The 21034-nt window shown below is 71.3% G+C and carries 20 protein-coding genes and 4 pseudogenes; 20 read left to right on the top strand and 4 right to left on the bottom strand.

Annotation, left to right across the window (positions count from 1 at the left end; translation table 11 throughout):
- The 8 genes and pseudogenes from KME75_RS06040 to KME75_RS06005 form a co-directional block, all read left to right on the top strand.
- Positions 1-717 carry an ABC transporter ATP-binding protein gene (locus tag KME75_RS06040; protein WP_308282592.1) on the top strand — a complete coding sequence of 239 codons (717 nt, stop codon included), beginning with the start codon at positions 1-3 and terminating at the stop codon, positions 715-717.
- Positions 704-1405, top strand: coding sequence for an ABC transporter ATP-binding protein (locus tag KME75_RS06035; protein ID WP_219413530.1), 702 nt, complete (start codon positions 704-706; stop codon positions 1403-1405). Before KME75_RS06040 ends, KME75_RS06035 begins: the two co-directional genes overlap by 14 nt.
- Before the next feature lie 5 nt (positions 1406-1410).
- Positions 1411-2781, top strand: a complete 1371-nt coding sequence (locus KME75_RS06030; RefSeq protein WP_219413529.1) for an MmgE/PrpD family protein — start codon at positions 1411-1413, stop codon at positions 2779-2781.
- Positions 2782-2818: 37 nt separating this feature from the next.
- The gene (locus KME75_RS06025; protein ID WP_219413528.1) at positions 2819-3454 is read left to right on the top strand and encodes an aspartate/glutamate racemase family protein; all 636 of its coding nucleotides are present in this window, start codon (positions 2819-2821) and stop codon (positions 3452-3454) included.
- Entirely contained in the window at positions 3451-4842 is a 1392-nt protein-coding gene (locus KME75_RS06020; RefSeq protein WP_219413527.1) for an FAD-dependent oxidoreductase, read from the top strand. The genes KME75_RS06025 and KME75_RS06020 overlap by 4 nt, the downstream gene beginning before the upstream one ends.
- 7 nt (positions 4843-4849) lie before the next feature.
- On the top strand, positions 4850-6325 hold the full coding sequence (locus tag KME75_RS06015; RefSeq protein ID WP_219413526.1) for a dihydroorotase: 1476 nt from the start codon (positions 4850-4852) through the stop codon (positions 6323-6325).
- Entirely contained in the window at positions 6322-7563 is a 1242-nt protein-coding gene (locus KME75_RS06010) for a CaiB/BaiF CoA transferase family protein (RefSeq protein ID WP_219413525.1), read from the top strand. Before KME75_RS06015 ends, KME75_RS06010 begins: the two co-directional genes overlap by 4 nt.
- A 189-nt stretch (positions 7564-7752) precedes the next feature.
- A pseudogene (locus KME75_RS06005) lies at positions 7753-8007 on the top strand (aldehyde dehydrogenase family protein); the annotation flags it as partial.
- A gap of 14 nt (positions 8008-8021) precedes the next feature.
- Here the strand turns inward: KME75_RS06005 and KME75_RS42690 are convergent.
- The 4 genes and pseudogenes from KME75_RS42690 to KME75_RS46610 all read right to left on the bottom strand — a co-directional run.
- Positions 8022-8636: pseudogene (locus tag KME75_RS42690) on the bottom strand (YqjF family protein); the annotation flags it as partial.
- 214 nt (positions 8637-8850) lie between these two features.
- Positions 8851-9063, bottom strand: coding sequence for a class I adenylate-forming enzyme family protein (locus KME75_RS44785; protein WP_281424423.1), 213 nt, complete (start codon positions 9061-9063; stop codon positions 8851-8853).
- 68 nt (positions 9064-9131) lie between these two features.
- Positions 9132-9524, bottom strand: a pseudogene (locus tag KME75_RS46615) (AMP-binding protein); the annotation flags it as partial.
- A 65-nt stretch (positions 9525-9589) separates the two neighbouring features.
- Positions 9590-10009 (bottom strand): annotated as a pseudogene (locus tag KME75_RS46610) (AMP-binding protein); the annotation flags it as partial.
- 243 nt (positions 10010-10252) lie between these two features.
- Between KME75_RS46610 and KME75_RS05995 the strand changes: the two are divergent.
- The 12 genes from KME75_RS05995 to KME75_RS05940 all read left to right on the top strand — a co-directional run bounded on the left by KME75_RS05995 (position 10253) and on the right by KME75_RS05940 (position 21031).
- Positions 10253-10702: a hypothetical protein gene (locus tag KME75_RS05995; protein ID WP_219413523.1), complete on the top strand. Its 450-nt coding sequence runs from the start codon at positions 10253-10255 to the stop codon at positions 10700-10702.
- Entirely contained in the window at positions 10699-11121 is a 423-nt protein-coding gene (locus KME75_RS05990; protein ID WP_308282590.1) for a MaoC/PaaZ C-terminal domain-containing protein, read from the top strand. Before KME75_RS05995 ends, KME75_RS05990 begins: the two co-directional genes overlap by 4 nt.
- Before the next feature lie 55 nt (positions 11122-11176).
- Entirely contained in the window at positions 11177-12565 is a 1389-nt protein-coding gene (locus KME75_RS05985) for an FAD-dependent oxidoreductase (RefSeq protein ID WP_219413522.1), read from the top strand.
- Positions 12565-13686 carry an LLM class flavin-dependent oxidoreductase gene (locus KME75_RS05980; RefSeq protein ID WP_219413521.1) on the top strand — a complete coding sequence of 374 codons (1122 nt, stop codon included), beginning with the start codon at positions 12565-12567 and terminating at the stop codon, positions 13684-13686. The genes KME75_RS05985 and KME75_RS05980 overlap by 1 nt, the downstream gene beginning before the upstream one ends.
- The gene (locus KME75_RS05975) at positions 13686-14063 is read left to right on the top strand and encodes a nuclear transport factor 2 family protein (RefSeq protein ID WP_219413520.1); all 378 of its coding nucleotides are present in this window, start codon (positions 13686-13688) and stop codon (positions 14061-14063) included. The genes KME75_RS05980 and KME75_RS05975 overlap by 1 nt, the downstream gene beginning before the upstream one ends.
- Positions 14060-15058 carry an LLM class flavin-dependent oxidoreductase gene (locus KME75_RS05970; RefSeq protein WP_219413519.1) on the top strand — a complete coding sequence of 333 codons (999 nt, stop codon included), beginning with the start codon at positions 14060-14062 and terminating at the stop codon, positions 15056-15058. Before KME75_RS05975 ends, KME75_RS05970 begins: the two co-directional genes overlap by 4 nt.
- 120 nt (positions 15059-15178) lie before the next feature.
- On the top strand, positions 15179-16402 hold the full coding sequence (locus KME75_RS05965) for a cytochrome P450 (protein WP_308282589.1): 1224 nt from the start codon (positions 15179-15181) through the stop codon (positions 16400-16402).
- A gap of 11 nt (positions 16403-16413) precedes the next feature.
- Positions 16414-16824, top strand: a complete 411-nt coding sequence (locus KME75_RS05960; RefSeq protein ID WP_219413518.1) for a nuclear transport factor 2 family protein — start codon at positions 16414-16416, stop codon at positions 16822-16824.
- Positions 16825-16833: 9 nt separating this feature from the next.
- Complete coding sequence (locus tag KME75_RS05955) at positions 16834-18405, top strand: AMP-binding protein (protein ID WP_219413517.1); 1572 nt, start codon at positions 16834-16836, stop codon at positions 18403-18405.
- Between the two features lie 286 nt (positions 18406-18691).
- Positions 18692-19525 carry a mycofactocin-coupled SDR family oxidoreductase gene (locus tag KME75_RS05950; protein ID WP_219413516.1) on the top strand — a complete coding sequence of 278 codons (834 nt, stop codon included), beginning with the start codon at positions 18692-18694 and terminating at the stop codon, positions 19523-19525.
- Positions 19522-20283, top strand: coding sequence for an SDR family NAD(P)-dependent oxidoreductase (locus KME75_RS05945; protein WP_219413515.1), 762 nt, complete (start codon positions 19522-19524; stop codon positions 20281-20283). Before KME75_RS05950 ends, KME75_RS05945 begins: the two co-directional genes overlap by 4 nt.
- A 43-nt stretch (positions 20284-20326) precedes the next feature.
- Positions 20327-21031, top strand: a complete 705-nt coding sequence (locus tag KME75_RS05940) for a TetR/AcrR family transcriptional regulator (protein WP_219413514.1) — start codon at positions 20327-20329, stop codon at positions 21029-21031.
- The last annotated feature ends 3 nt before the right edge of the window (positions 21032-21034 follow it).

Genomic DNA, 21034 nt, shown 5'->3' with positions numbered 1-21034 from the left:
GTGGACGGTCTGACCAAGTCGTTCAAGGGCCTGCGCGCCGTGGACGACGTCAGCTTCGAAGTCGCCGAGGGCAGCATCCTCGGCGTCATCGGACCCAACGGGGCCGGGAAGACGACGATGTTCAACCTTGTCGCGGGGGCCCTGACGCCCGACGCCGGCACCGTGCACCTGAACGGCACGAACATCACCGGCCAGCCGCCGCACCGCATCCTGACGGCCGGCATGGCCCGCACGTTCCAGCTGATGCGGCCGTTCTACTCGATGAGCGTGCTGGAGAACGTCACGGTCGCCGTACTGGCGGGTGGGGGCGCCCGGCGCAGCGCCCGGACAGCGGCGGCCGACCTCATCGAACGCGTCGGCCTCGGCGAGTGGCGCGACGCGGCCAGCGAAGGCCTGCCGACCGCAGCGCTCAAGCGACTGGAACTCGCCAGGGCGCTCGCCAGCCGTCCGCGGGTCCTGCTGCTCGACGAGGTGCTCGCCGGGCTCGTGCCCGCCGAGCGGGAGCCCGTCATGGACCTGCTCGACGAGCTACGCAACCAGGACGGCGTCACGCTCGTCTTCGTCGAACACATCATGGCGGCGGTCATGCGGTTGTCCGACTCGGTCCTGGTCCTCGATCTCGGCCGCGTGCTGACCACCGGGGCGCCGCGGGAGGTCACCCGCGACCCGCGGGTCGTCGAGGCGTATCTCGGGGAGGAACCCAGTGCTCAAGGTTGACGGCCTGTGCGCCGGCTACCACGGCTTGCAGATCCTCCACGAGGTGGACCTGCACGTGGACGAGGGCGAGATCGTCGCGATCGTGGGGGGCAACGGGGCGGGCAAGACCACGACGCTCAAGACGATCTCCGGGCTGGTCCGGGCGACCAGCGGCTCGATCACCTTCGACCGCGAGCGGGCGATCGGGGTCCGGCCCAGCGAGCTGGTCCGCCGCGGGCTCGTGCACGTGCCCGAGGGCCGTGCCCTCTTCGGACCGCTCACGGTGGCCGAGAACCTGCGCATGGGCGGGTGGACGCGGGGGCGGCAGTCCCTCGAGCGCGACCTCGACGAGGTCTTCGACCTCTTCCCGATCCTCGCCGAGCGCAGGCGACAACCCGCTGAGACCCTCAGCGGGGGTCAGCAGCAGATGCTCGCGATCGGGCGGGCGCTGATGGCGCGGCCGCGACTGCTCATGCTGGACGAACCGTCCACCGGCCTGTCGCCCAAGCTCACCTGGACGGTGCTCGACGCGGTACGGACCATCCGGGAGCGGGGCGTCGCGGTGCTCCTCGTCGAGCAGAACGCTTCGCACGCGCTCAACCTCGCCGACCGCGCCTACGTGCTCGAGAGCGGCAGCGCGGTGCTGACCGGGCCGGGTCCCGAGCTGGCCCGGGACGACCGGGTCCGCGCTGCCTACCTCGGGCTGTGAACGCGATGCCCCTTCTGGATCACACGGAGGAGCAGCGCGCGGCGCAGGAGAGCACCGAGCGCGTCGGAGCGTGGGTGGCCGGCCTGCGGTGGGACGACGTCCCGACGCACGTCCGCGCCCGGCTCGAGCTGGTGCTGCTGGACACCCTCGGGGTGTGCCTGGTCGGCGCCCGGCAGCCCGAGCAACGGCGGCTGGTCGAGGCCTGGCGGCCCGCCACCGGCCCGGCTCCGCTCGTGGGTGGCGGCCACACCACCACGGTCGAGGCGTCGGCGTGGCTCAACGCGACTGCCCTCGTCCGACTGGAGCTCGACGAGGGGAACAAGTACGCGCGGGGGCATCCGGCCGCCCACGGGTTCCCCGCCGTCCTCGCCCTGGCGGCGGACATCGGTTCCACCGGTACCGACACGATGGCGGCGCTGCTGGCCGCCTACGAGGTCGCCAGCCGGTTCGGCCGGGCGACACGCCTGCGCCTCGGCAGCCATCCACACGGCAGCTGGGGGGTGGCGGGGGCCGCGGCGGGCTGCGCGCGACTGCTCGGGCTCGACGCGGGCGGCGCGGCCGCCGCGGTCGACGCCGGAGCGGGCCTGCCCGTCGCCGGCCACTTCGCCAGTGCCCTGGACGGCAACCCGGTGCGCGACGCGTGGGTCGCCACCGCCAACGTGTCGGGACTGGCCGCTGCGCGGATGGCGCTCGCCGGCATCGCCCGCAGTACCGGGACGGCAGCCTGCTCGCTGGGCGACATGCTCGGCAGCTTCGACGCCGAGGTCGCGGGCGACGCACTCGGTGAGCGCTGGGACATCGAGCTGGGCTATCTCAAGCGCCACGCGTCCTGCTCGTTCACCCACCCCGCGGTCGACGCCGTCCTCGCCCTGCGCCCCGGCATCCCGGCGGACCGCCTCGACGACATCGAGGAGATCCTCGTCGAGACCCATTCCCTGGCCGTGGGCCTGTCCCGCACGACCTGGGACGCCCGCCTGGCCGCGCTGTTCTCCACGCCGTTCGCCGTCGCCGCCGCGCTCGTCCACGGGCACCTCCGCCCGAGCGCGTCCACCGGAGCGGCGCTCGACGACCCCAGGGTCAGATCCCTGGCCGCGCGGGTCGTCGTCCGGGGGGCCGAGGACCTCGACGCGCGGCTGCCCGACGAGCGTGCCGCGCGGATCACCGTCCGTGGTCCCTGCGGGGACGCGGTGATGGAGGTGCCCAACCCGGTGGGAGACAGCGCCCACCACCCCTTGGACGCCGACGACGTGTGCAGTCTGCTCAGCGATCTGCTCGGCGCCGGCACTCCGGCTGTGGACACCGTTCGGGAGGTGAGCGCGGCACTGGCCGCCGCGGACGACGTCTCAGCGCTGTTGAGAGGGCTGGCCGACGTGTGATCGACGACCGGACGACCGCGACCAGTGAGGAGGCTGCGTGCGGATCTACGCAGTGACACCCATCCACGTCGACGCCGACGAGCTGCTCCGCCGGCAGGCGCGCTACGACGCGCTGTGCCCGGCCGGCCTGCGGATCGAGCTGCACGACCTGGGTCTCGGCGCGCCGCGCGCGCTCGAGACCGCGGAGCAGGTGCGCGACTCCGAGGCCCTCGTCGTCGAGGCGCTCACGGCGGCCCCGCCCGGCTACGACGCGCTGCTGCCGGACTGCGTCCTCGACCCCGGTGTCGATCAGCTCGCCGGCCGGCTTCCGGTGCTGGGGCTGCTGCGGATCAGCATGGGCTGGCAGATCCTGGCGGGTCAACGGCCCGGTGCGGTGGCCCGCAATCCTGCCATCGCCGACGAGCTCGCCGCTCGGGTGCAAGCGTACGGCTGGTCCGACGCGTTCGGCGGGGTCGAGGTGCTCGACCTCGACGTCCACGCCATCGCGGACACCACGCGCTGGAACCGAGCGCTCGGTTCCGCGCTCGATCGCCTCCGGGAAGCCGGCGCCACGGCCGTGATCAACGGCTGCTCGGCGGTGGACGTCAACGGCTGCTCCGCGCCACCCGGGGTGCGCATGGTCGACCCGGCGGCGCTGGCGCTGCGGCTGCTGGCAGCCGGGGAGGCCACATGACCCGCCACGGTCCCGACCTCGTCGTCGCCGGAGCCGGCGGCGGCCTCGTCGGCGCACTGCGGGCCGCACAGCGCGGACTCGAGGTGCTGGTCGTGGAGGCCAGCGAGCACTTCCGCCGCGGCAACAACACGTCGATGTCCACTGCCATGATTCCCGGCGTCGGCACCCGATGGCAGCGCGAAACCGGCATCGAGGACTCACCCGATCTGTTCGTCGACGACGTCCGGCGCAAGACCGAGGGACAGGGGGACGAGCGGCTGGCCCGCGCCGTCGCCGAGGTCAGCCCGACGCTCCTTGAGTGGCTTGCCGAGGAGATCGGGCTTCCGCTGAGCCTCGTGACCGACTTCCACTACCCCGGCCATTCGGTCCACCGCTGCCACACGGTGGAGGGCCGGCACGGCAGCGTCCTGCTGGACCACCTCCTCGGCAAGGTGACGGCGGCATCCCGGATCGACCTGCTGGTGCCTGCCCGGCTGGTCGATGTCCTGCGTGACGACGCTGGAGCGGTGCGCGCCGCGCTCGTCGAACGCCCGGACGGCAGCCGCGAGGAGATCGCCACGGGTGGCGTACTCCTGGCCACCAACGGCTATGGCGCCGACTGCGAGCTCGTCGCGGCGCACTGCCCCGAGATCGCCGGTGCGGTCTACCACGGCAGCGAGGCGTCCCGGGGGGACGCGCTCCGCATCGGTGCCGCGCTCGGCGCCGAAACCGCGTTCCTCGACGCCTATCAGGGCCACGCGGCCCTGGCCCAGCGATCGGCAACGCTCGTCGGCTGGGCGACCGTCATGCACGGCGGCGTCCTGCTCGACCTCACCGGGCAGCGCTTCGGCGACGAGACGCGCGGCTACTCGGAGTACGCCGGAGCGCTCGCCGCTCGCCCGGAGGCAACCGGGTGGCTCGTGCTCGACCGGCGGATCCACGACGCCTGCGTGTCGTTCACGGACTTCCAGCAGACCGTCGAGTCGGGCGCCCTCGTCTGGGCGGACGACGCAGGAGACCTCGCCGAGGTGACCGCACTGCCCGCCGATGCAGTGGCCGCCGAGCTGTCGCGGACCGCAGCCGTTGCGCGCGGTGAGGGCGTGGACATCTTCGGTCGCACCAGCTTCGAGGCACCGCTGAAGCCGCCCTACGCCGCAGTCCGCGTCGTCCCGGCGTTGTTCCACACCCAGGGCGGGCTCGTCGTCGACGGGCACGCCCGGGTGCTGCGGCCGGACGCCCGGCCGATTCCCGGGTTGTACGCCTCCGGCGGAGCGGCGGCCGGGATCTCCGGCCACGGCGCCTCGGGCTATCTGGCCGGCAACGGCCTCCTGCCCGCCCTCGGCCTGGCCTTCCTCGCCGCAGAGCACGTCGTCGCCACCGCCCCTGACCGGATTCGCTCCACTGATTGAGGACCCGATGAAGCAGATCCAGACTCTGATCAAGAACGTCACCGTGGTTCGACCCGGGCCAGATGCCTCGCCCGACGGGGACCGCTTGGACATCGGCGTCGCCGACGGCAAGTTCGTGCGGGTCGAGCCCGACGTGCCGGCCGAGGACGCCGAGACCGTGGTCGACGGCCGTGATCTCCTCGCCTTTCCGGGCGCAGTGGACGCGCACCAGCACTGGGGCATCTACAACCCGCTGGCCGACGACACGGCGACGGAGAGCCGGGCCAGCGCCCAGGGCGGCGTCACGACCGGCCTCACCTACATGCGCACCGGCCAGTACTACCTCAACCGCGGCGGCCCGTACGCGCAGTTCTTCCCGCTCGTGCTCGAGGCCTCGCAGGGCAAGTCGTACATCGACTACGGGTTCCACCTCGCGCCGATGATGAAGGAGCACATCGACGAGATCCCCTCGATCATCGAGGACTTCGGGGTCACCTCGTTCAAGATCTTCATGTTCTACGGCAGCCACGGGCTGCACGGCCGTTCGGCGGACCAGGGCTCGTTCCTGATGATCCCGGAGGGGGAGCGGTACGACCTGGCCCACTTCGAGTTCGTCATGCGGGGCGTCCAAGCCGCGCGGGAAAAGCTGACGGACCTGGCGCCGCATGTGTCATTGTCGCTGCACTGCGAGACGGCGGAGATCATGACCGCCTACACCGAGCTGGTCGAGCAGGAAGGCCTGCTCTCGGGGCTGGCTGCCTACAGCGCCGCACACCCACCGCACTCCGAGGGCCTGGCCGTGACCATCGCGTCCTTCCTCGCCGATGAGACCGGCCTGCCCAACATCAACCTCCTCCACCTGTCGTCCCGCAAGGCGCTGCGGGCGGCCATGCTCATGGCGTCGACGTTTCCCCACGTCGACTTCCGCCGCGAGGTGACCATCGGGCACCTGCTCGCCGACATCGACACCGCCAGCGGCAACGGCGGCAAGGTGAACCCACCGCTGCGTCCACGCGAGGACGTCGAGGCACTCTGGGAGTACCTGCTCGAGGGCAGCGTCGACTGGGTGGTCAGCGACCACGCCTGCTGCAAGGACGAGACGAAGTTCGGCGAGCCGCGCGACGACGTGTTCACGGCGAAGTCCGGCTTCGGCGGTGCGGAATACCTGTTGCCGGGTCTCGTCAGCGAAGGACGCCGGCGCGGCCTCACCCACCAGCGGATCGCGCAGCTGACGGCCTGGAACCCGGCGCAGCGCTTCGGTCTGCTGTCCAAGGGCACGATCGCCCCCGGCTATGACGCCGACTTCTGCCTCGTCGACCCGACCTCGACCTGGACGGTGCGAGCGGAGGCCTCCCTGTCCGCCCAGGAGTACACGCCCTTCGAGGGTTTCGAGCTCGGCGCACGGGTCACCGACACCTGGGTGCGCGGTCGGCAGGTGCTCGACAGGGGCAACATCGTGGGGGCACCGTGCGGCCGGTACATCCACCGCCCGCAGGGCCGATGAGAGCCGGGGACAAGCCCGCTGCGTCGCCGACCACCGGGACAGCGACGGACGGCCCGCTCGCCGGGCTGCGCGTTCTCGATGTGTCGACGATCCTCGCCGGGCCACTCACCGCGCAGATCCTCGGCGACTACGGGGCCGACGTCATCAAGATCGAGCACCCGACCCGCGGTGACGGCATGCGGGGCCACGGCCTCGACAAGGACGGCGAGCCGCTGTGGTGGAAGATGATCAGCCGCAACAAGCGGACATTGGGGCTCTACCTCGGGGACGAGGACGGTGCTCAGATCTTCCGCCGCCTGGCCGCCGGCGCCGACGTCGTCATCGAGAACTTCCGGCCCGGCACACTGGAACGCTGGGGGCTCGGCTACGACGTGCTGGCCGAGGACAACCCCGGGCTGATCCTGTTGCGGGTGACCGGTTTCGGCCAGCGCGGCCCCTACGCCGACCGTCCCGCCTTCGGCACCCTCGTCGAGTCGATGAGCGGGTTCGCCTACCTGACGGGGCAGCCGGACGGGGCGCCGACGTTGCCGGCGTTCGGCCTTGCCGACTCCATCGCCGGGATCGCGGGCGCAGCGGCGGTCTCGATGGCGCTGTTCCACCGCACCCGGGACGGGAAGGGCCAGGAGATCGACCTCGACCTGCTCAGCCCGATCATGACCGCGGTCGGTCCGGGCGTCATCTACGCCGACCAGCTCGGCATCGACCAGCGGCGCACCGGAAACCGTTCCCAGAACAACGCTCCGCGCAACACGTACAAGACGGGGGACGGACACTGGGTGGCGATCTCCACGAGCGCCAACAGCATCGCCGAGCGGGTGCTCACGCTCGTCGGGCACCCCGAGGTCGTCGACGAGCCATGGTTCGCCACGGGGCGTCAGCGTGCTCAGCACGCCGACCTGCTCGACCGTTACGTCGGCGACTGGATTGCCGAGCGCACCCGCGATGAGGTGATCGAGGCCTTCTCGGAAGCCGGGGCAGCTGTCGCGCCGGTGTACAAGCCGAGCGAGCTGCTGACCGACCCGCAAGTCAAGGCGCTGGAGCTCATCACGACGGTCGACGACCCCGATCTCGGACCGATGCAGATGCAGAACGTGCTGTGGCGGATGGGACGCACGCCAGGAGCGATCCGATCTACCGGGCGAGCTCGGGGGCAGGACACCGACGCGGTCCTCATCGACGAGCTCGGCCTGAGCCCGTCGGAACTGGACGACCTGCGCCGACGCGGGGTGGTGGGTTGACGGCCTCGAGCGGCTTGCCCGCAATCGGCCCCATTCTGGGCGTGACCGTGGCGACCGCCGACCTCGAGACGGTGGTCGCCCGGTACCGCCGTGCCCTGGGCTGGGACGAGGTGACCCCGCGATCGACGGCGACCGCATCCGACGCCGAGCGGTGGGGTTTGCCGACCGTGCACGGGGCCCAGAACGAAGCTGGTCGTCGAGGGGCGGGAGGTGCAGTCCCGCGGCGAGCCGGGCGGGTTCTGGCTCGGCCCGAGGCTGTTCGACCACGTCACCGAGCACATGGAGATCTACACGGAGGAGATCTTCGGTCCCGTCCGTCCTCGCGGTCGTTCGGGTGCCCCACCTACGCGGAGGCGGTGCGGCTGGTCAACGCCCAACCCGTACGGCAACGGGGTCGCGGTCTTCACCGCCGACGGGGGAGCGGCCCGCCGGTTTGGCCCGGGTAGGGGGTGCGGTAGTCACCAAGCCGGTATGGGGAGTCCGAACCGGCCGCGCACGCTCGGGGCGTGGAGCACGCTGACGGGCGGTTCCGTCGGGGCGGGCAACCCGGTCGCGGTGATCAGCTGGTCGTCGAGGTGGAGCAGCTCTGCGGTGTGCAGCGGCCACCGGTTGTGGAAGAGCGGAATGGCGAGCGGGACGCCGCGGACCGCGTGGTGGAGCCGCCAGCGGGCGGTGAGGAAGTGCTCCAGCGGGCCACCCTCGACGGGGTGGCCGGCCCGCACCCGGATCTGGGTACCGGTGCCTGGCCTACCGGGCCAGCGCCGGACACTGTCGTAGCAGAGCAGGTGGGTGTCGCGGACGAGGGACATCCGGGACCAGGCGTAGGGCAGCCCGGTGGCGCGGGCCGCCAGCACCCAGGTCAGCCGGTCGGCCTCCATGGTGAGGAACACCGTGCCGCGGCGCCCCTGCGGATCGACGGAGTACACCCTGACGTTGGTTTCGAGGAACTCGCCGTAGGCGCACATCCGGAACGGGACAAGCCCGACGTAGGTGACGCCGTCGAAGGTGTCAGGCACGAGGCCCGGCGGCAGCAGCGGGCGAACCAGCGCGGGGTCGTAACGCCAGTGCAGGAACGTGACGTCGGTGAACGCCACCCCGAGCGGGGCGGGCCGCGGGGCCGGCGGCGGCTCGATGCTGATCGGTTCCGGCCCCTTCCGCCTTCGCTCGGGCGGCTCCTTGGTGGCCATGCTGAACCGTACCGCCGCGGTCGTCCACGACCCGGCGGGCCCGATCGGTGCTAGCGACGGCGACTGCAGGAGCGTCGAGAGCTGCGGGATCGTCTTCGACCTACACGATTCCGACGGCGGGATGCTCGGAGAGGAACCCCTCGAGCTCCGCGGCCGCCAGGTTCTCGCCACCGATCTTGAGGACGTCGCCGAGCCGGGTGCGGAACCGCAGCCTGCCCGCCTCGTCGGCGACGACCTGGTCACCGGAGGAGAACCAGCCGTCGGCGTCGATGCGCTGCGCGGTGAGCTCCGGGTCGCGGTGGTAGCGCAGCATCCGGGAGACCCGCGGAAGCGGAACTCACCGGGCGTGCCGGGCGGCGAGTCGGCGCCGGTCTCCGGGTCGACCACCCTGGCCTCCATCCCCGGCAGTGGCTGCCCGCTCGTGGTCGCCCGCAGCTCGGGCGGGTCGTCCACCGAGCCGATGCAGCAGAACCCCATCGACTCGGTCATCCCCAGACATGAGATCTGCACCGCGTGCGGCAGCCGGGCCTGCATTGCGCGCATCCGTTCCGGGCTACCCAAGTTGATCACCAGCCGGAGCGCCGACAGGTCGGTGGTGGCGAACTCCGGATGGTCGAGCACGGGGAGCCAGATCGTCTCGAACGCCGTGAAGGTGCAGCGCTCGTCGGCGAGCTGGCGCAGGGCGAGCCCTGGTTCGAACGTGCCGACGTGCACCATTCCGCAGCGTCCGGCCAGCGCGGCCATGGAGACGTCGATCCCGCCGCCGTGGAACATCGACAGCGGCGTCCAGAACGTGTCCGTCGGCGCGGGGCGCAGCCGCTCGGCGAGCGAGACACCGAGGTGCACCAGGAGGAGTGCGAGTGCAGGCAGCCGCGGGGGCGAGCGGTGGTGCCCGAGGTGTAGAGCATGACGACCGGATCGTCGGCGCTGATCGCCTGCTGTGCCGCGTCGATCTCGGCCAGGTCGACGGTGTCCGCTGCGGCGTCGACCTCGGCGCGCCCGACGCTGCCCGCAGGCCGCCCTTCCCCGGTGTCGAGGACGATCACCGGTCGTAGCGGCGCGCCCGGCCGGGGGAGGGTCTCGGCGAGCAGCGCGATGAAGTCGGAGCTGGTGAGCAGCACGACGAGATCCGCGTTCTCGACGACGTAGCCGAGCTCGGCGGCCTTCCCCCGGACGTTGATCGGCACCGTGACCGCACCGATCCGGGCGGGCAACCACGTGACGACGCTTTCCCTCCCGCCGTGCAACAGGACGCCCACTGTCGCCGCGTCGTACCCCGTGGGGCCACGCGGCGGCCAGCCGCCGGGTGGCCGCCGCCAGCGCTGGGTAGTCCATGCGGCCGTCCGGGAAGGAGACTCCGTGGCCGGGCGAGTCGAGCGCCCGCTCCTCGAGCATCCCGGGAACCGTGGTCTGCAGCATCGTCGCCGACCTACCTACCAATCGTTTGACAAACTAGCAGCGGCGGTCGACGGTGGACAAGGAGTGCAGGAGGTGGCCCGACGATGGGATCGGTGGCCGAGGAGCAGGTCGCGGAAACGGTGGGGCATCGCTTCCCCGGGAGCCGGATGCGGCTGGAGGCGGTGGTCGACCGGATGCTGCGGGACGCGATCGGCGCATCCGCCCCGGCGCCGGACGGTTCCGCGCACCCGCTGATGGTCTTCGTGGCGGCGCAGGGTGGCGTCGGGATCGACCTTGACGCGCTGTTCTCGCTGTTCCACGCCACGTCGGCGGACGGGCCGATGCTGGGCGAGTGGTCGATGGTCCTCGACCGCCCGCTGCGGATCGGCGCCGAGTACGAGATCCGCGCCGAGGTGGCCGACGTCGTTCGCAAGGACGGCGCGCGCACGGGGGCGTTCGACATCGCGACGATGCTGATCGAGCTCGTGGGCGCCGACGGCCGAGTGGACGCGCGGGTGCGCACGTCGTTCGTCTTTCCGCGGAGGCAACGGTGACGCAGGTGGGCGACGCGCTCCCGGAGTGGGTGGTCGAGGCCGTCGATCCGGAGAAGATGAAGCTGATGGCGGCGCTGCTGCACGACCCGAACCCGATCCACCTCGGTCCGGACGCCGTGCGGGCGGTCGGACTGGGTGACCGGGCGGTCAACCAGGGCCCGTCGAACCTGGGTTACGTGCAGAACGTGCTGATCGCGTGGGCCGGCTCCGACGACGCGATCCGGGCGATGGCGATGCGGTTCGCCGCCACCGTGTTCGCGGGCGACCGTGCGATCGCCGGTGGTCGGGTGTCCGCGGTCCGGGAGTCGGACGGGGAGTTGCTGGCCGACTGCGAGGTGTGGCTCGACGCGTTCCGGCCTGGCGTTGCCACCGCGGTCCGCGCACTCTCGGGGACGGCGACGGTCGTCGTCCCCGGTTGACGGCCGGCTCGGGCCGTGGGAGCGTAAAACAGTCGTTTGGTAGGGAGAGGGTGGCATGCCGAGCTACGACGTCGTGGTGATCGGTGCGGGCGCGGCCGGTCTCACCGCCGGCGCATTGCTGGCGAGGGAGGGCAAGCGGGTCGTGGTGCTCGACCGCAGCCCCCACCTCGGTGGGCGGGCGATGGCGGTGCCCGACGAGGGGTTCACGGTCAACCTCGGCGGGCACCTGGTCGAGGACGGTGGGTCCGGCATCACCAAGGTGTTCGAGCACGTCGGCAAGGAGCTCGTGCACGGCGAGGTCAGCCGCGAGATGCCGATCTGGGACAACGCGAAGGGTGCCTGGGGCTCGATCCGGGACCGCTACACCGACAAGTCCGAGCTCAAGAAGGTCGTCAGGGCGCTGGTCGACACCCCGTACTCCGAGCTCGACGACTGGGACGACCGGTCGTTGCGGGAGTGGATCCACCAGCACACCCACGACCAGGGCGTGATCGACCTCTTCGAGTTCATCTCCGTGCTCGAGTGCATGACCGACAACTGGTACGACCACTCCGCGAGCGACAACCTCTACGTGCGCAAGATGCACTTCGAGGAGCGGGGGACCGCCGCCTACTCGTTCTGGCCGGGCCAGGGCTGGGACGGGATGTGGGCCGACCTGTCCGACGCGATCAGGGCCCACGGTGGCGAGCTGCGGCTGGGCACCAGCGTGGAGCGGGTGGTGGTGGAGAACGGCGAGGTCGTGGGCGTCGCGATCGGCCGGCAGCCGAAGATCATGCCCAACGAGTTCTTCGAGGAGGAGATCCTCGAGGCGCCGTGCGTGATCTCGACCCTGCCGGTGTGGCACGTACTCCACGTGGTGCCGCGCCACGTGCTGCCCGAGTGGTACACCGCCCAGATCGACTTCCTGGCCCAGGACCGGTTCCGGATCGCGTGGCTGGGGCTCTACCTCGCCACCGAAGAGCCGGTCGCGCAGTACGACCCGCGCGAGCTGTCCACGTGGACCTCGACGCCGAGCACGAGCTGTTCGGGGTTCATGTTCGACCAGTCCGCGATGGACCCCTCCTGCTCCCCGCCGGGCACCCACCTGCACGTGATGGGCGCGGTCGTCCCCGGCGCGAAGGGACGGGACCAGCAGTACCTGCGCGACACGTTCCTCGCGTTCGAACGCGACATCGAGACGATGTGGCCGGGATTCGCCGAGCCGATCTGGCGGCGCAGGCACCTGGTGTTCGAGCCGTCGTTCGGGGTGATCCAGATGCCCGGCCTGGTCGGCAGGTATCGGCCGCACTGGCGGGCCCCGAACGTCGAGGGCCTGTACTTCGCCAGCGAGACCTTCCGCAGCCGCGGGATCGGCACCGACCGGGCCGCCCGCGCCGCGCTGACCTGCGTCGAGGACTACCTGGGGCGGCGACTGGCCACCTTCGGCGACGGGTGGCGGTACTGATGGCCCGGCTCGAGCTCGGCGTCCCCGGCCAGATCATGCCCCCGGCCGACACCGCGGTGCGGTTCGCGCAGCGCAGCGAGGCCGAGGGCTTCGACGCCGTCTGGTGGCCCGACCACCTCATGGGCTGGCATGCCGACACGATGTGGACGCCGGACCTGACGCCGCTGGCGGGCGTCCAGCCCAATCCGCACACCTACTTCGACCCGCTGATCATGATGGGGGTGGTCGGTGCGCAGACCGAGCGGATCAAGGTCGGGGTCGTCGTCACCGACCTCATCCGGCGCCACCCCGCGATGGCCGCGCAGGCCGCGCTGACGCTGGACCACGTCACGAAGGGCCGGGCGATCATCGGTCTCGGCAGCGGTGAGAAGCTCAACGTGACGCCGTACGGCATGCCGTTCGACACGCCCGTGGCCCGGCTGAGCGAGGGCATCGACATCATGCGGCTGCTCTGGGCCGCCGACGGCCCCGTCGACTTCGACGGCCGGTTCCACTCCCTCGACCGCGCCGTGCTGGGGCTCTCCCCGTACGGCGGCGTCCCACCGGAGATCTGGACGGCCGCGCACGGCCCGCGGATGCTCCGGCTCACCGGGACGAAGGCCGACGGCTGGCTGCCCACCAAGATGACCGCGCCCGACTACCGCAAGTCCCTCACCACGATCGAGCAGTCGGCCCAGGACGCGGGCCGGGACCCGGCCGGGATCACCCCGGGCATGCTCGGCTACATCCTGATGGGCCCCGACGAGGAGACCGTCGCGCGGCTCACCGAAGCGCCGCTGGTGCGCGCGTTGTGCGTGCTGCTGCCCTCGCAGGTGTTCCGCGACCTCGGGGTCGAGCCACCGCTCGCCGGCGGGTCGCACGGGTCGGGTTTCCACGACTTCATCCCCACCGCGATCGAGCGAGCCGAATCACTGCGGATCATCGACGCGATCCCGCCCCAGGTGGTGCGGCACTACGCGTTCTGCGGCACCCCGGAGCAGGTGGCCGAGGAGCTCGCCGAGTACCGCGAGGCCGGGCTGGCGCACCTGGTGATGTGGAACATCACCGCGTTCGGCGATCCCTCGCTCGCGCGCTGGTCGTTCTCGGCGATGTCGCAACTGCGCACGCTCCTGGAGGACTGATGCGCCGCAACCGCGACACCGTCGAGGGGTACTTCGCGGCGATCAACTCCGACGGGTTCGCCGACCTGGAGCCGCTGTGGCACCCCGACGGCGAGCTGCACGCGGTCGGCGCCCCGCCGCGGATCGGCCGCGCCGCCGTGCTCGCGCACTTCCCGGACGTGCTGGCGGCCTATGCGAGCCACGACGACCGGGTGACCCGGTGGATCGAGGCGGGCGACACGCTCGTCACCGAGATCCGGTTCGAGGGGACGCTGCGCGACGGCCGCGGCGTCGAGTTCGACGCCCTCGACGTGTTCGACCTGCGCGACGCGGTGATCGTGCGGCTGAGCAGCTGGTACGACACCCGCGCGGTGGCCCGGATGGTGGCGCGCCGGTGAAGCTGGGTGTGACCATGCCCGTGGACGACGGGCTCACCGCGCCGGACTACCTGCGGCTCGCCCGTGCCGCCGAGGAGCACGGCTACGACTCCGTGTGGGTTGGCGAGGTGGCCGGTCCCGAGGTGTTCGCGATGCTCGGGCTGATCGCGGCGGGCACGTCGCGGATCCGGGTGGGCAGCGGCATCGCCGGGATCTACCCGCGTTCGGCCGCGCTCACCGCGATGGGCTTCGCGACGCTGGCCTCGGCCGCGCCGGGCCGCGTGCTGGCCGGCCTCGGCGCGAGCAGCCCGACGATCGTCCGGGACTGGCACGGCCGGGAGTTCGACGCGCCGCTGGCCACGGCCGAGGGCTACGTGTCCGCGCTCCGGCAGGCATGGGCGGGGGAGCGGGTCAGCGTGGATCGCCCGCGCGTGCGTGGCTTCCGGGCCGGGCTGTTGCCGCCGACCCCGCCGCCGGTGGTGCTCGCCGCCATGAACCCGGGGATGCTGCGGCTCGCGGGGCGGATCGCGGACGGCGTCTTCATCACCTGGTGCCCGCCGGACGAGGTGGCGGCGAAGCTGGCGCTGGTCCGCGAGGGCGAGCGGGAGGCGGGCCGCCCACCGGGCACCGTGTGGGCGATGGCGTCGTTCTGGGGCTACGCCGGCGAGCGCGTCGACGAGGCGACGCAGCGGTTGCGCCGGTTGGTCCTGCAGTACGCCATGGTGCCCACCCATCGCGCCTCCTTCGCCGGGGCGTTCGCCGAACTGGATCGCGCGACCCGGCGGTGGCACGACGGCGACCGTCGCGGCGCGCTCGCCCTCGTGCCCGACGAGGCCGTGCACCGGCTCTGCGCGGTCGGGGACGGCGCCACGGTCGCCCGGCGGGCCCGCGATCTGAATGCGGCCGGGGTCGACCTGTCCGTGGTCCTCACCCCGGGTGCCGAGCCCGGGGACCTCGACGGTCCGCTCGCGACCATCGAGGGCCTGGCGCAGGCGGCACGCACGCCGGCCCGCTGACCCGCCCACTCGATGGTTTCGACCTGGTCGCGGCGCTTGTCGGGACAGGGGTGTGATGCTAGTCTCACCGCTACCAAACGGCCGTTAGATAACGAAGATTGACGCCCGGAGGTGTCTCCCGTGTCCGCTCCCACCGCATCCGCGGCACCGAACATCCTGTCGCCCGAGTTCGCGGCCGATCCGTACTCCGCGTACCGCGTGATGCGGGACGAGCACCCGCTCATCTGGTTCGAGCCGATGCAGAGCTACATCATCAGCCGGTACGTCGACGTCGAGCGCGCGTTCAAGGACCCGGTGTTCACCAGTCGCAACTACCACTGGCAGCTCGAGCCGGTGCACGGCCGCACGATCCTGCAGATGGAGGGCCGCGAGCACTCCACGCACCGCAACCTGGTGGCACCCGCCTTCCGGGGGCGGGACCTGATGACCAAGTTCGTGCCGGTCATCGAACAGAACTCCCGCGCGCTGATCGACGCCTTCCGGGCCGACGGCCAGGTCGACCTGGTGGGCCAGTACGCCACCCGGTTCCCGATCAACGTGATCGTGGACATGCTCGGGCTGCCCAAGGCCGACCACCTGCACTTCCACCGTTGGTACACCTCGATCATGGCGTTCCTGTCGAACCTGTCCGGGGACGAGCGGGCCGCCGCCGACGGCCTGCGCACCAAGGCCGAGTTCGAGGACTACATGATCCCGATCATCCAGGCGCGCCGGGAGAACCCGGGCGACGACCTGCTCTCGACGCTGTGCAGCGCCGAGATCGACGGCGTCCGGATGACGGACGAGGAGATCAAGGCGTTCTGCAGCCTGCTGCTCACAGCGGGCGGGGAGACCACCGACAAGGCCATCGCGAGCGTGATGAGCAACCTCGTGCAGCACCCCGAGCAGCTGCAGGCCGTCCGCGAGGACCACAGCCTGGTCTCGGCGGCGTTCGCCGAGACGCTGCGCTACTCGCCACCGGTGCACATGATCATGCGGCAGCCCGCCGAGGACGTCGAGCTCTCCGGTGGCGTCGTCGAGGCGGGCAAGACGGTCACCTGCCTGATCGGCGCCGCCAACCGGGATCCCGTCAAGTACGCGAACCCCGACGAGTTCGACATCTTCCGCACCGACCTCGACCGAGGCCGGGCCTACACCGCCGGGGCCAACCACACCGCGTTCTGCCTCGGGCGCCACTTCTGTGTCGGCGCGATGCTCGCCAAGACCGAGCTGGACACCGGGATCGCGCAGCTGCTCGACGCCATGCACGACATCCGCTTCGCCGACGGCGCGCCGCCGCCCGAGCACGGCGTGTTCACCCGCGCCCCGGCGTCGCTGCGCCTCACCTTCACCCCTGCCGCATAGAGGAGACCGCCATGTCCGCACGCTCGGAGATCGAGAACGTCCTGGGCCGGGCCGCCTGGGGGTACGACGAGAACGACGTGGACCTCATCGCCGCCCAGTTCACCGAGAACTCGACGATGACGCTGCAGATCGGCCGGGACGGCGACACCATCGGGCCGTTCGAGGGCCGCGAGGCGATCCGCAAGCTGCACGCCGACTCGCTGCAGTCACAGACCGACCAGCGCCGGCACAACATCAGCAACCTGCTGATCACCAAGGAGACCGCCGACGAGGCCTCCACCACCAGCAACCTCACCCTGCTCTCGATCGAGAACGGCGCGGTGAAGGTGCTGTCCAGCGGCTGGTACCGCGACGAGCTGGTCCGCGAGGACGACGGGTGGCGCATCCGCACCCGGCACATCTACCTCGACCTGCCCTACTGAGAGGCCGAGATGGTCAACATCGGGACCGTCCCGGCGAAGTGGGCGGCGCTCACCCCGGACCGGGACGCGATCGTGGACGCGCCGAGCGGGCGGCGCATCTCCTGGCGCGCGCTCGACGAACGCGTGCGCCGGCTGGCCAACGGGCTGCGCGGCAGCGGCGACGGGGGGCTGGGCCTCCAGCAGGGCGACCGGGTGGCGATCCTGGCCAAGAACTCCATCGAGTACCAGGAGTTGTACTTCGCCGCGGGGAGGGCCGGGCTGATCGCCCAGCCCTTGAACTGGCGGCTCGGCGTGCCCGAGCTCGGCCGGATCGTCACCGACGCCGCGCCGCGCGCCGTCCTGGCCTCCGACGAGTGGCTGGACACGGCCAAGCAGCTGCAGGCCGCCGTCGACGTGCCGCACTGGCTGCAGTACGGGACCGGGGGCGACGGCAGCTACGAGGACCTGCTCGCTCGCAGCTCGGCAGCCGAGCCGGAGTGGTCCTCGCACGTCGGGGACGACGACCCGTTCTTCATCCTCTACACTGGCGGCACCACCGGCGAGTCCAAGGGCGCGCTGCACAGCCACCGCAGCGTGTCGTTCGGCATGATCAACCAGACGGTCGCCGAGCGGATCGTGCCGACCGACGTTTACATGCTGACCGGGCAGATGTACCACATCCCGGTCGTGCTCTCGATGAACTACCTGCGCCACGGCTGCCCCGTCGTCCTGATGAACTTCGAGGCGACGACGGCGATGCAGCTCATCGAGGCCGAGCGCGTCTCAGCGTTCCTGGGCATCACCACGATGCTCAACTGGATGATGGCGGTGCCCGGCTTCTCCGGCTACGACACCTCCAGCCTGCGCAACGTCCAGTACGGCGGCGGTCCCATGCCCTCGACCGTGGTGAAGGCGGCGCTCGACGCGTTCCCCTGCACCTTGATCCAGGGCTACGGGCAGACCGAGGGCACGACGATGTGCTTCCTGTCCCAGGAGGACCACGCCGATGCCGTGCGGGGGATGCACCCGGAGCGGCTGCGCTCCTGCGGGCGAGAGGGTTTCGTCACCACCGTCCGGGTGGTGGATCCCGACGGTGTCCCGGTGCCGAAGGACGGGAAGACCGCCGGGCAGATCGTGGTCCGGTCCGAGGCCAACATGCTCGGCTACTGGAACCGGCCCGACCTCACCGCCACCACGATCCGCGACGGTTGGATGTGGACCGGGGACATCGCGACCTGGGACGCCGACTCGTACGTGTTCATCGTCGACCGCGCCAAGGACATGATCATCTCCGGTGGCGAGAACATCTACTCCGTGCAGGTCGAGGAGGCGGTCAATCAGCACCCCGCGGTGCTGGAGTGCGCAGTGATCGGGGTGCCCGACGACGAGTGGGGCGAGAGCGTCAAGGCGTTCGTCGTGCTCAAGCCGGAGAGCACCGCGAGTGAGTCCGAGATCATCGATACGGCGAAGCAGCACCTCGCGTCCTACCAGAAGCCACGATCCGTGGAGTTCGTCGACGCCCTGCCCAAGGCGCCGACCGGGAAGATCCTCAAACGCCGGCTGCGCGACCCGTACTGGGCCGAGCGCGAGCGATCCGTCTAGTGCGGTGGCCACGAACGTTGCCGGGGTGATCGCGTGATCCAGGTGGTTCCTCGCAAGGCGCCGCCCGCAGCTCAGACCGGGCGTCTTTGCAAGGGCGGCAACGCCGCGAGGGGCCGCCTGGGCGCGCGAGGACCCGGTGAACGTTTGTGGCCGCCGCACTGGGTCCCCGTGTCCTACGACGTCATCGTGGTGGGGCAGGAGCCTCCGGACTTCCGGGCACGATGCGTTATTGACCAGCGCCCGGGAGGCCGCTGGTACCACCACCTACCGAGAGGACGGAGCAACGATGGCCGGACGCGTGGCGGGCAAGGTCGCATTCATCACCGGGGCCGCCCGGGGGCAGGGCCGCAGCCATGCGCTGCGGCTCGCGGAGGAGGGCGCCGACATCATCGCGGTGGACGTGTGCGGGCCGATCTCGACGGTCGACAAGTATCCGCTGGCCACTGAGGAGGACCTGGCCGAGACGGTGGCTCAGGTCGAGAAGCTCGACCGGCGGATCGTCGCCCGCAAGGCCGACGTGCGCGACGCCGGAGCGCTGTCGGCAGCGCTGGACGAGGGTGTCGCCGAGCTGGGCGGGCTGGACATCGTGGTGGCCAACGCCGGTATCGCGACCTACGGCATGTCCTGGGAGATCACCGAGGACATGTGGCAGGAGATGCTGGACGTGAACCTCACCGGCGTCTGGCACACCGCCAAGGCCGCGGTTCCGCACCTGCGCAGTCGCGGTGGCGGGTCGATGGTGTTCACCAGCTCAATCGGCGGCCTGAAGGGGATCCAGCAGGTGGCGCACTACGTCTCGACCAAGCACGCCGTCGTCGGCCTGATGCGCACGATGGCCAACGAGTTGGCGCAGCACCACATCCGGGTCAACACCGTGCACCCGACCAACGTGGACACCCACATGATTCAGAATCCGGGCACCTGGGGGATGTTCGCGCCGGACGACCCCGAGCCCACCCGGGAGAAGGCGATGCCGGGCTTCATGTCGCTCAACGCGCTGCCGGTGCCCTGGGTCGAGTCGATCGACATCAGCAACGCGGTGCTGTTCCTGTCCAGCGACGAGGCCCGCTACATCACCGGGGTCGCGCTGCCGGTCGACGCGGGCGCGGCGATCAAGTGAGGATCGGCGAGTCGGTCGGGCTCTTCACCGGTGGCGCGTCCGGGCTCGGTGCCGGCACGGCCCGGATGCTCGCCGAGCGCGGCGGCCGAGTCGGGATCCTCGACCTGCCGTCCTCGGCCGGTGAGCGGTTCGCCGCCGAGCTGGGGGAGCCCGCGCTCTTCGTGCCCATGGACGTCGCCGACGAGGGGCAGGTGGAGAAGGCCGTCGCGCGCGTCGCGGAGCACTTCGGGCGGATCGACGTGTGCGTCAACGCAGCGGGCGTCAGCCCGGCCACCCGGGTGCTCTCCCGGAAGGGTGAGCTGCACCCGCTCGACGTCTTCCGGCGCACCGTCGAGATCAACCTCGTCGGTACGTTCGACGTGCTGCGGCACGCCGTCGCCGCCATCGCCCGCAACGAGCCGGGACCCGACGGCGAACGCGGCCTGATCGTGAACGTCGCCTCGGCCGCGGCGCTGGAAGGTCAGACCGGGCAGGCCGCGTATGCGGCGTCGAAGGGCGGGATCGTGGCCCTGACCCTGCCGCTGGCCCGTGACCTCGCGATCTGGGGCATCCGGGTGATGACGATCTGCCCAGGGATCATGGACACCGGGATGCTCGCCGGCGCCGACGAGAAGCGCCGCGCCGCGTTGATGGACCTGCACGTGTTCCCCAAACGGCTCGGGCGGCCGGCCGACTTCGCGCACCTGGTGGCGTCGTTCATGGAGAACGAGCTGCTCAACGGCGAGGTCGTGCGGCTCGACGCGGCGACCCGCCTCTGACCGGGACGGACCTACCAAACGGTAGACTCCCACCGTTCGGTTCGTGGAGCGGAAGGACGTGGCGAGGTTGCGGCAGCCGGCGGGACGGAGCGCACGCCGCTCGGGCGGGGAGCGCAAGCCCCGCGAGGAGCGATGGGCGGAGCTGATCGAGGTGGCCACCCAGGTGTTCTACGAGAAGGGCTACGACGGCGCTTCGCTACAGGACATCGCCGACCGGCTCGGCATGCTCAAGGGGAGCCTCTACTACTACATCCAGTCGAAGGAGGATCTCCTCTTCGAGGTGATCAGCGCCGTGCACCGGGACGGCCTGGCCGTGATCCGGCGGCGCGCGGACGCCCCGGGCAACCCGCTCGAGCGGCTCGAGGGAGTGATCGTCGGGCATGTCGAGCACACCTGCCGCAACCTGGTCCCGACCGCGGTGTTCCTGCACGAGCTCGCGGCCCTGCCGGCGGAGCGGCGCAAGGAGGTGCTCGGCAGCGAGCACGCCTATCAAGGTGTGTTCCGTGACCTCATCGAGCAGGCACAGCGCGACGGGCTGGTCCGGGCCGACGTGGAGCCCCGGCTGGCGGCGCTGTCCGTGCTCGGACAGACGAACTGGGTGTACCGGTGGTTCCGCCCCGGCGGCCGCTTCAGCCCCGAGACCATCGGTGCCCAACTCGCCGACATGGCCGTCCGCGGCATCGCCTCCGACACCGCGCTCGCGCACCGGGAGCGCGCCACCGCCGTCCCCGCGGTGGGTGCCCCCTGACCC

The organism is Pseudonocardia nigra, assembly GCF_019396355.1.
GTDB lineage: Bacteria > Actinomycetota > Actinomycetes > Mycobacteriales > Pseudonocardiaceae > Pseudonocardia > Pseudonocardia nigra.
This window is presented reverse-complemented; position numbering and strand designations above follow the sequence as displayed.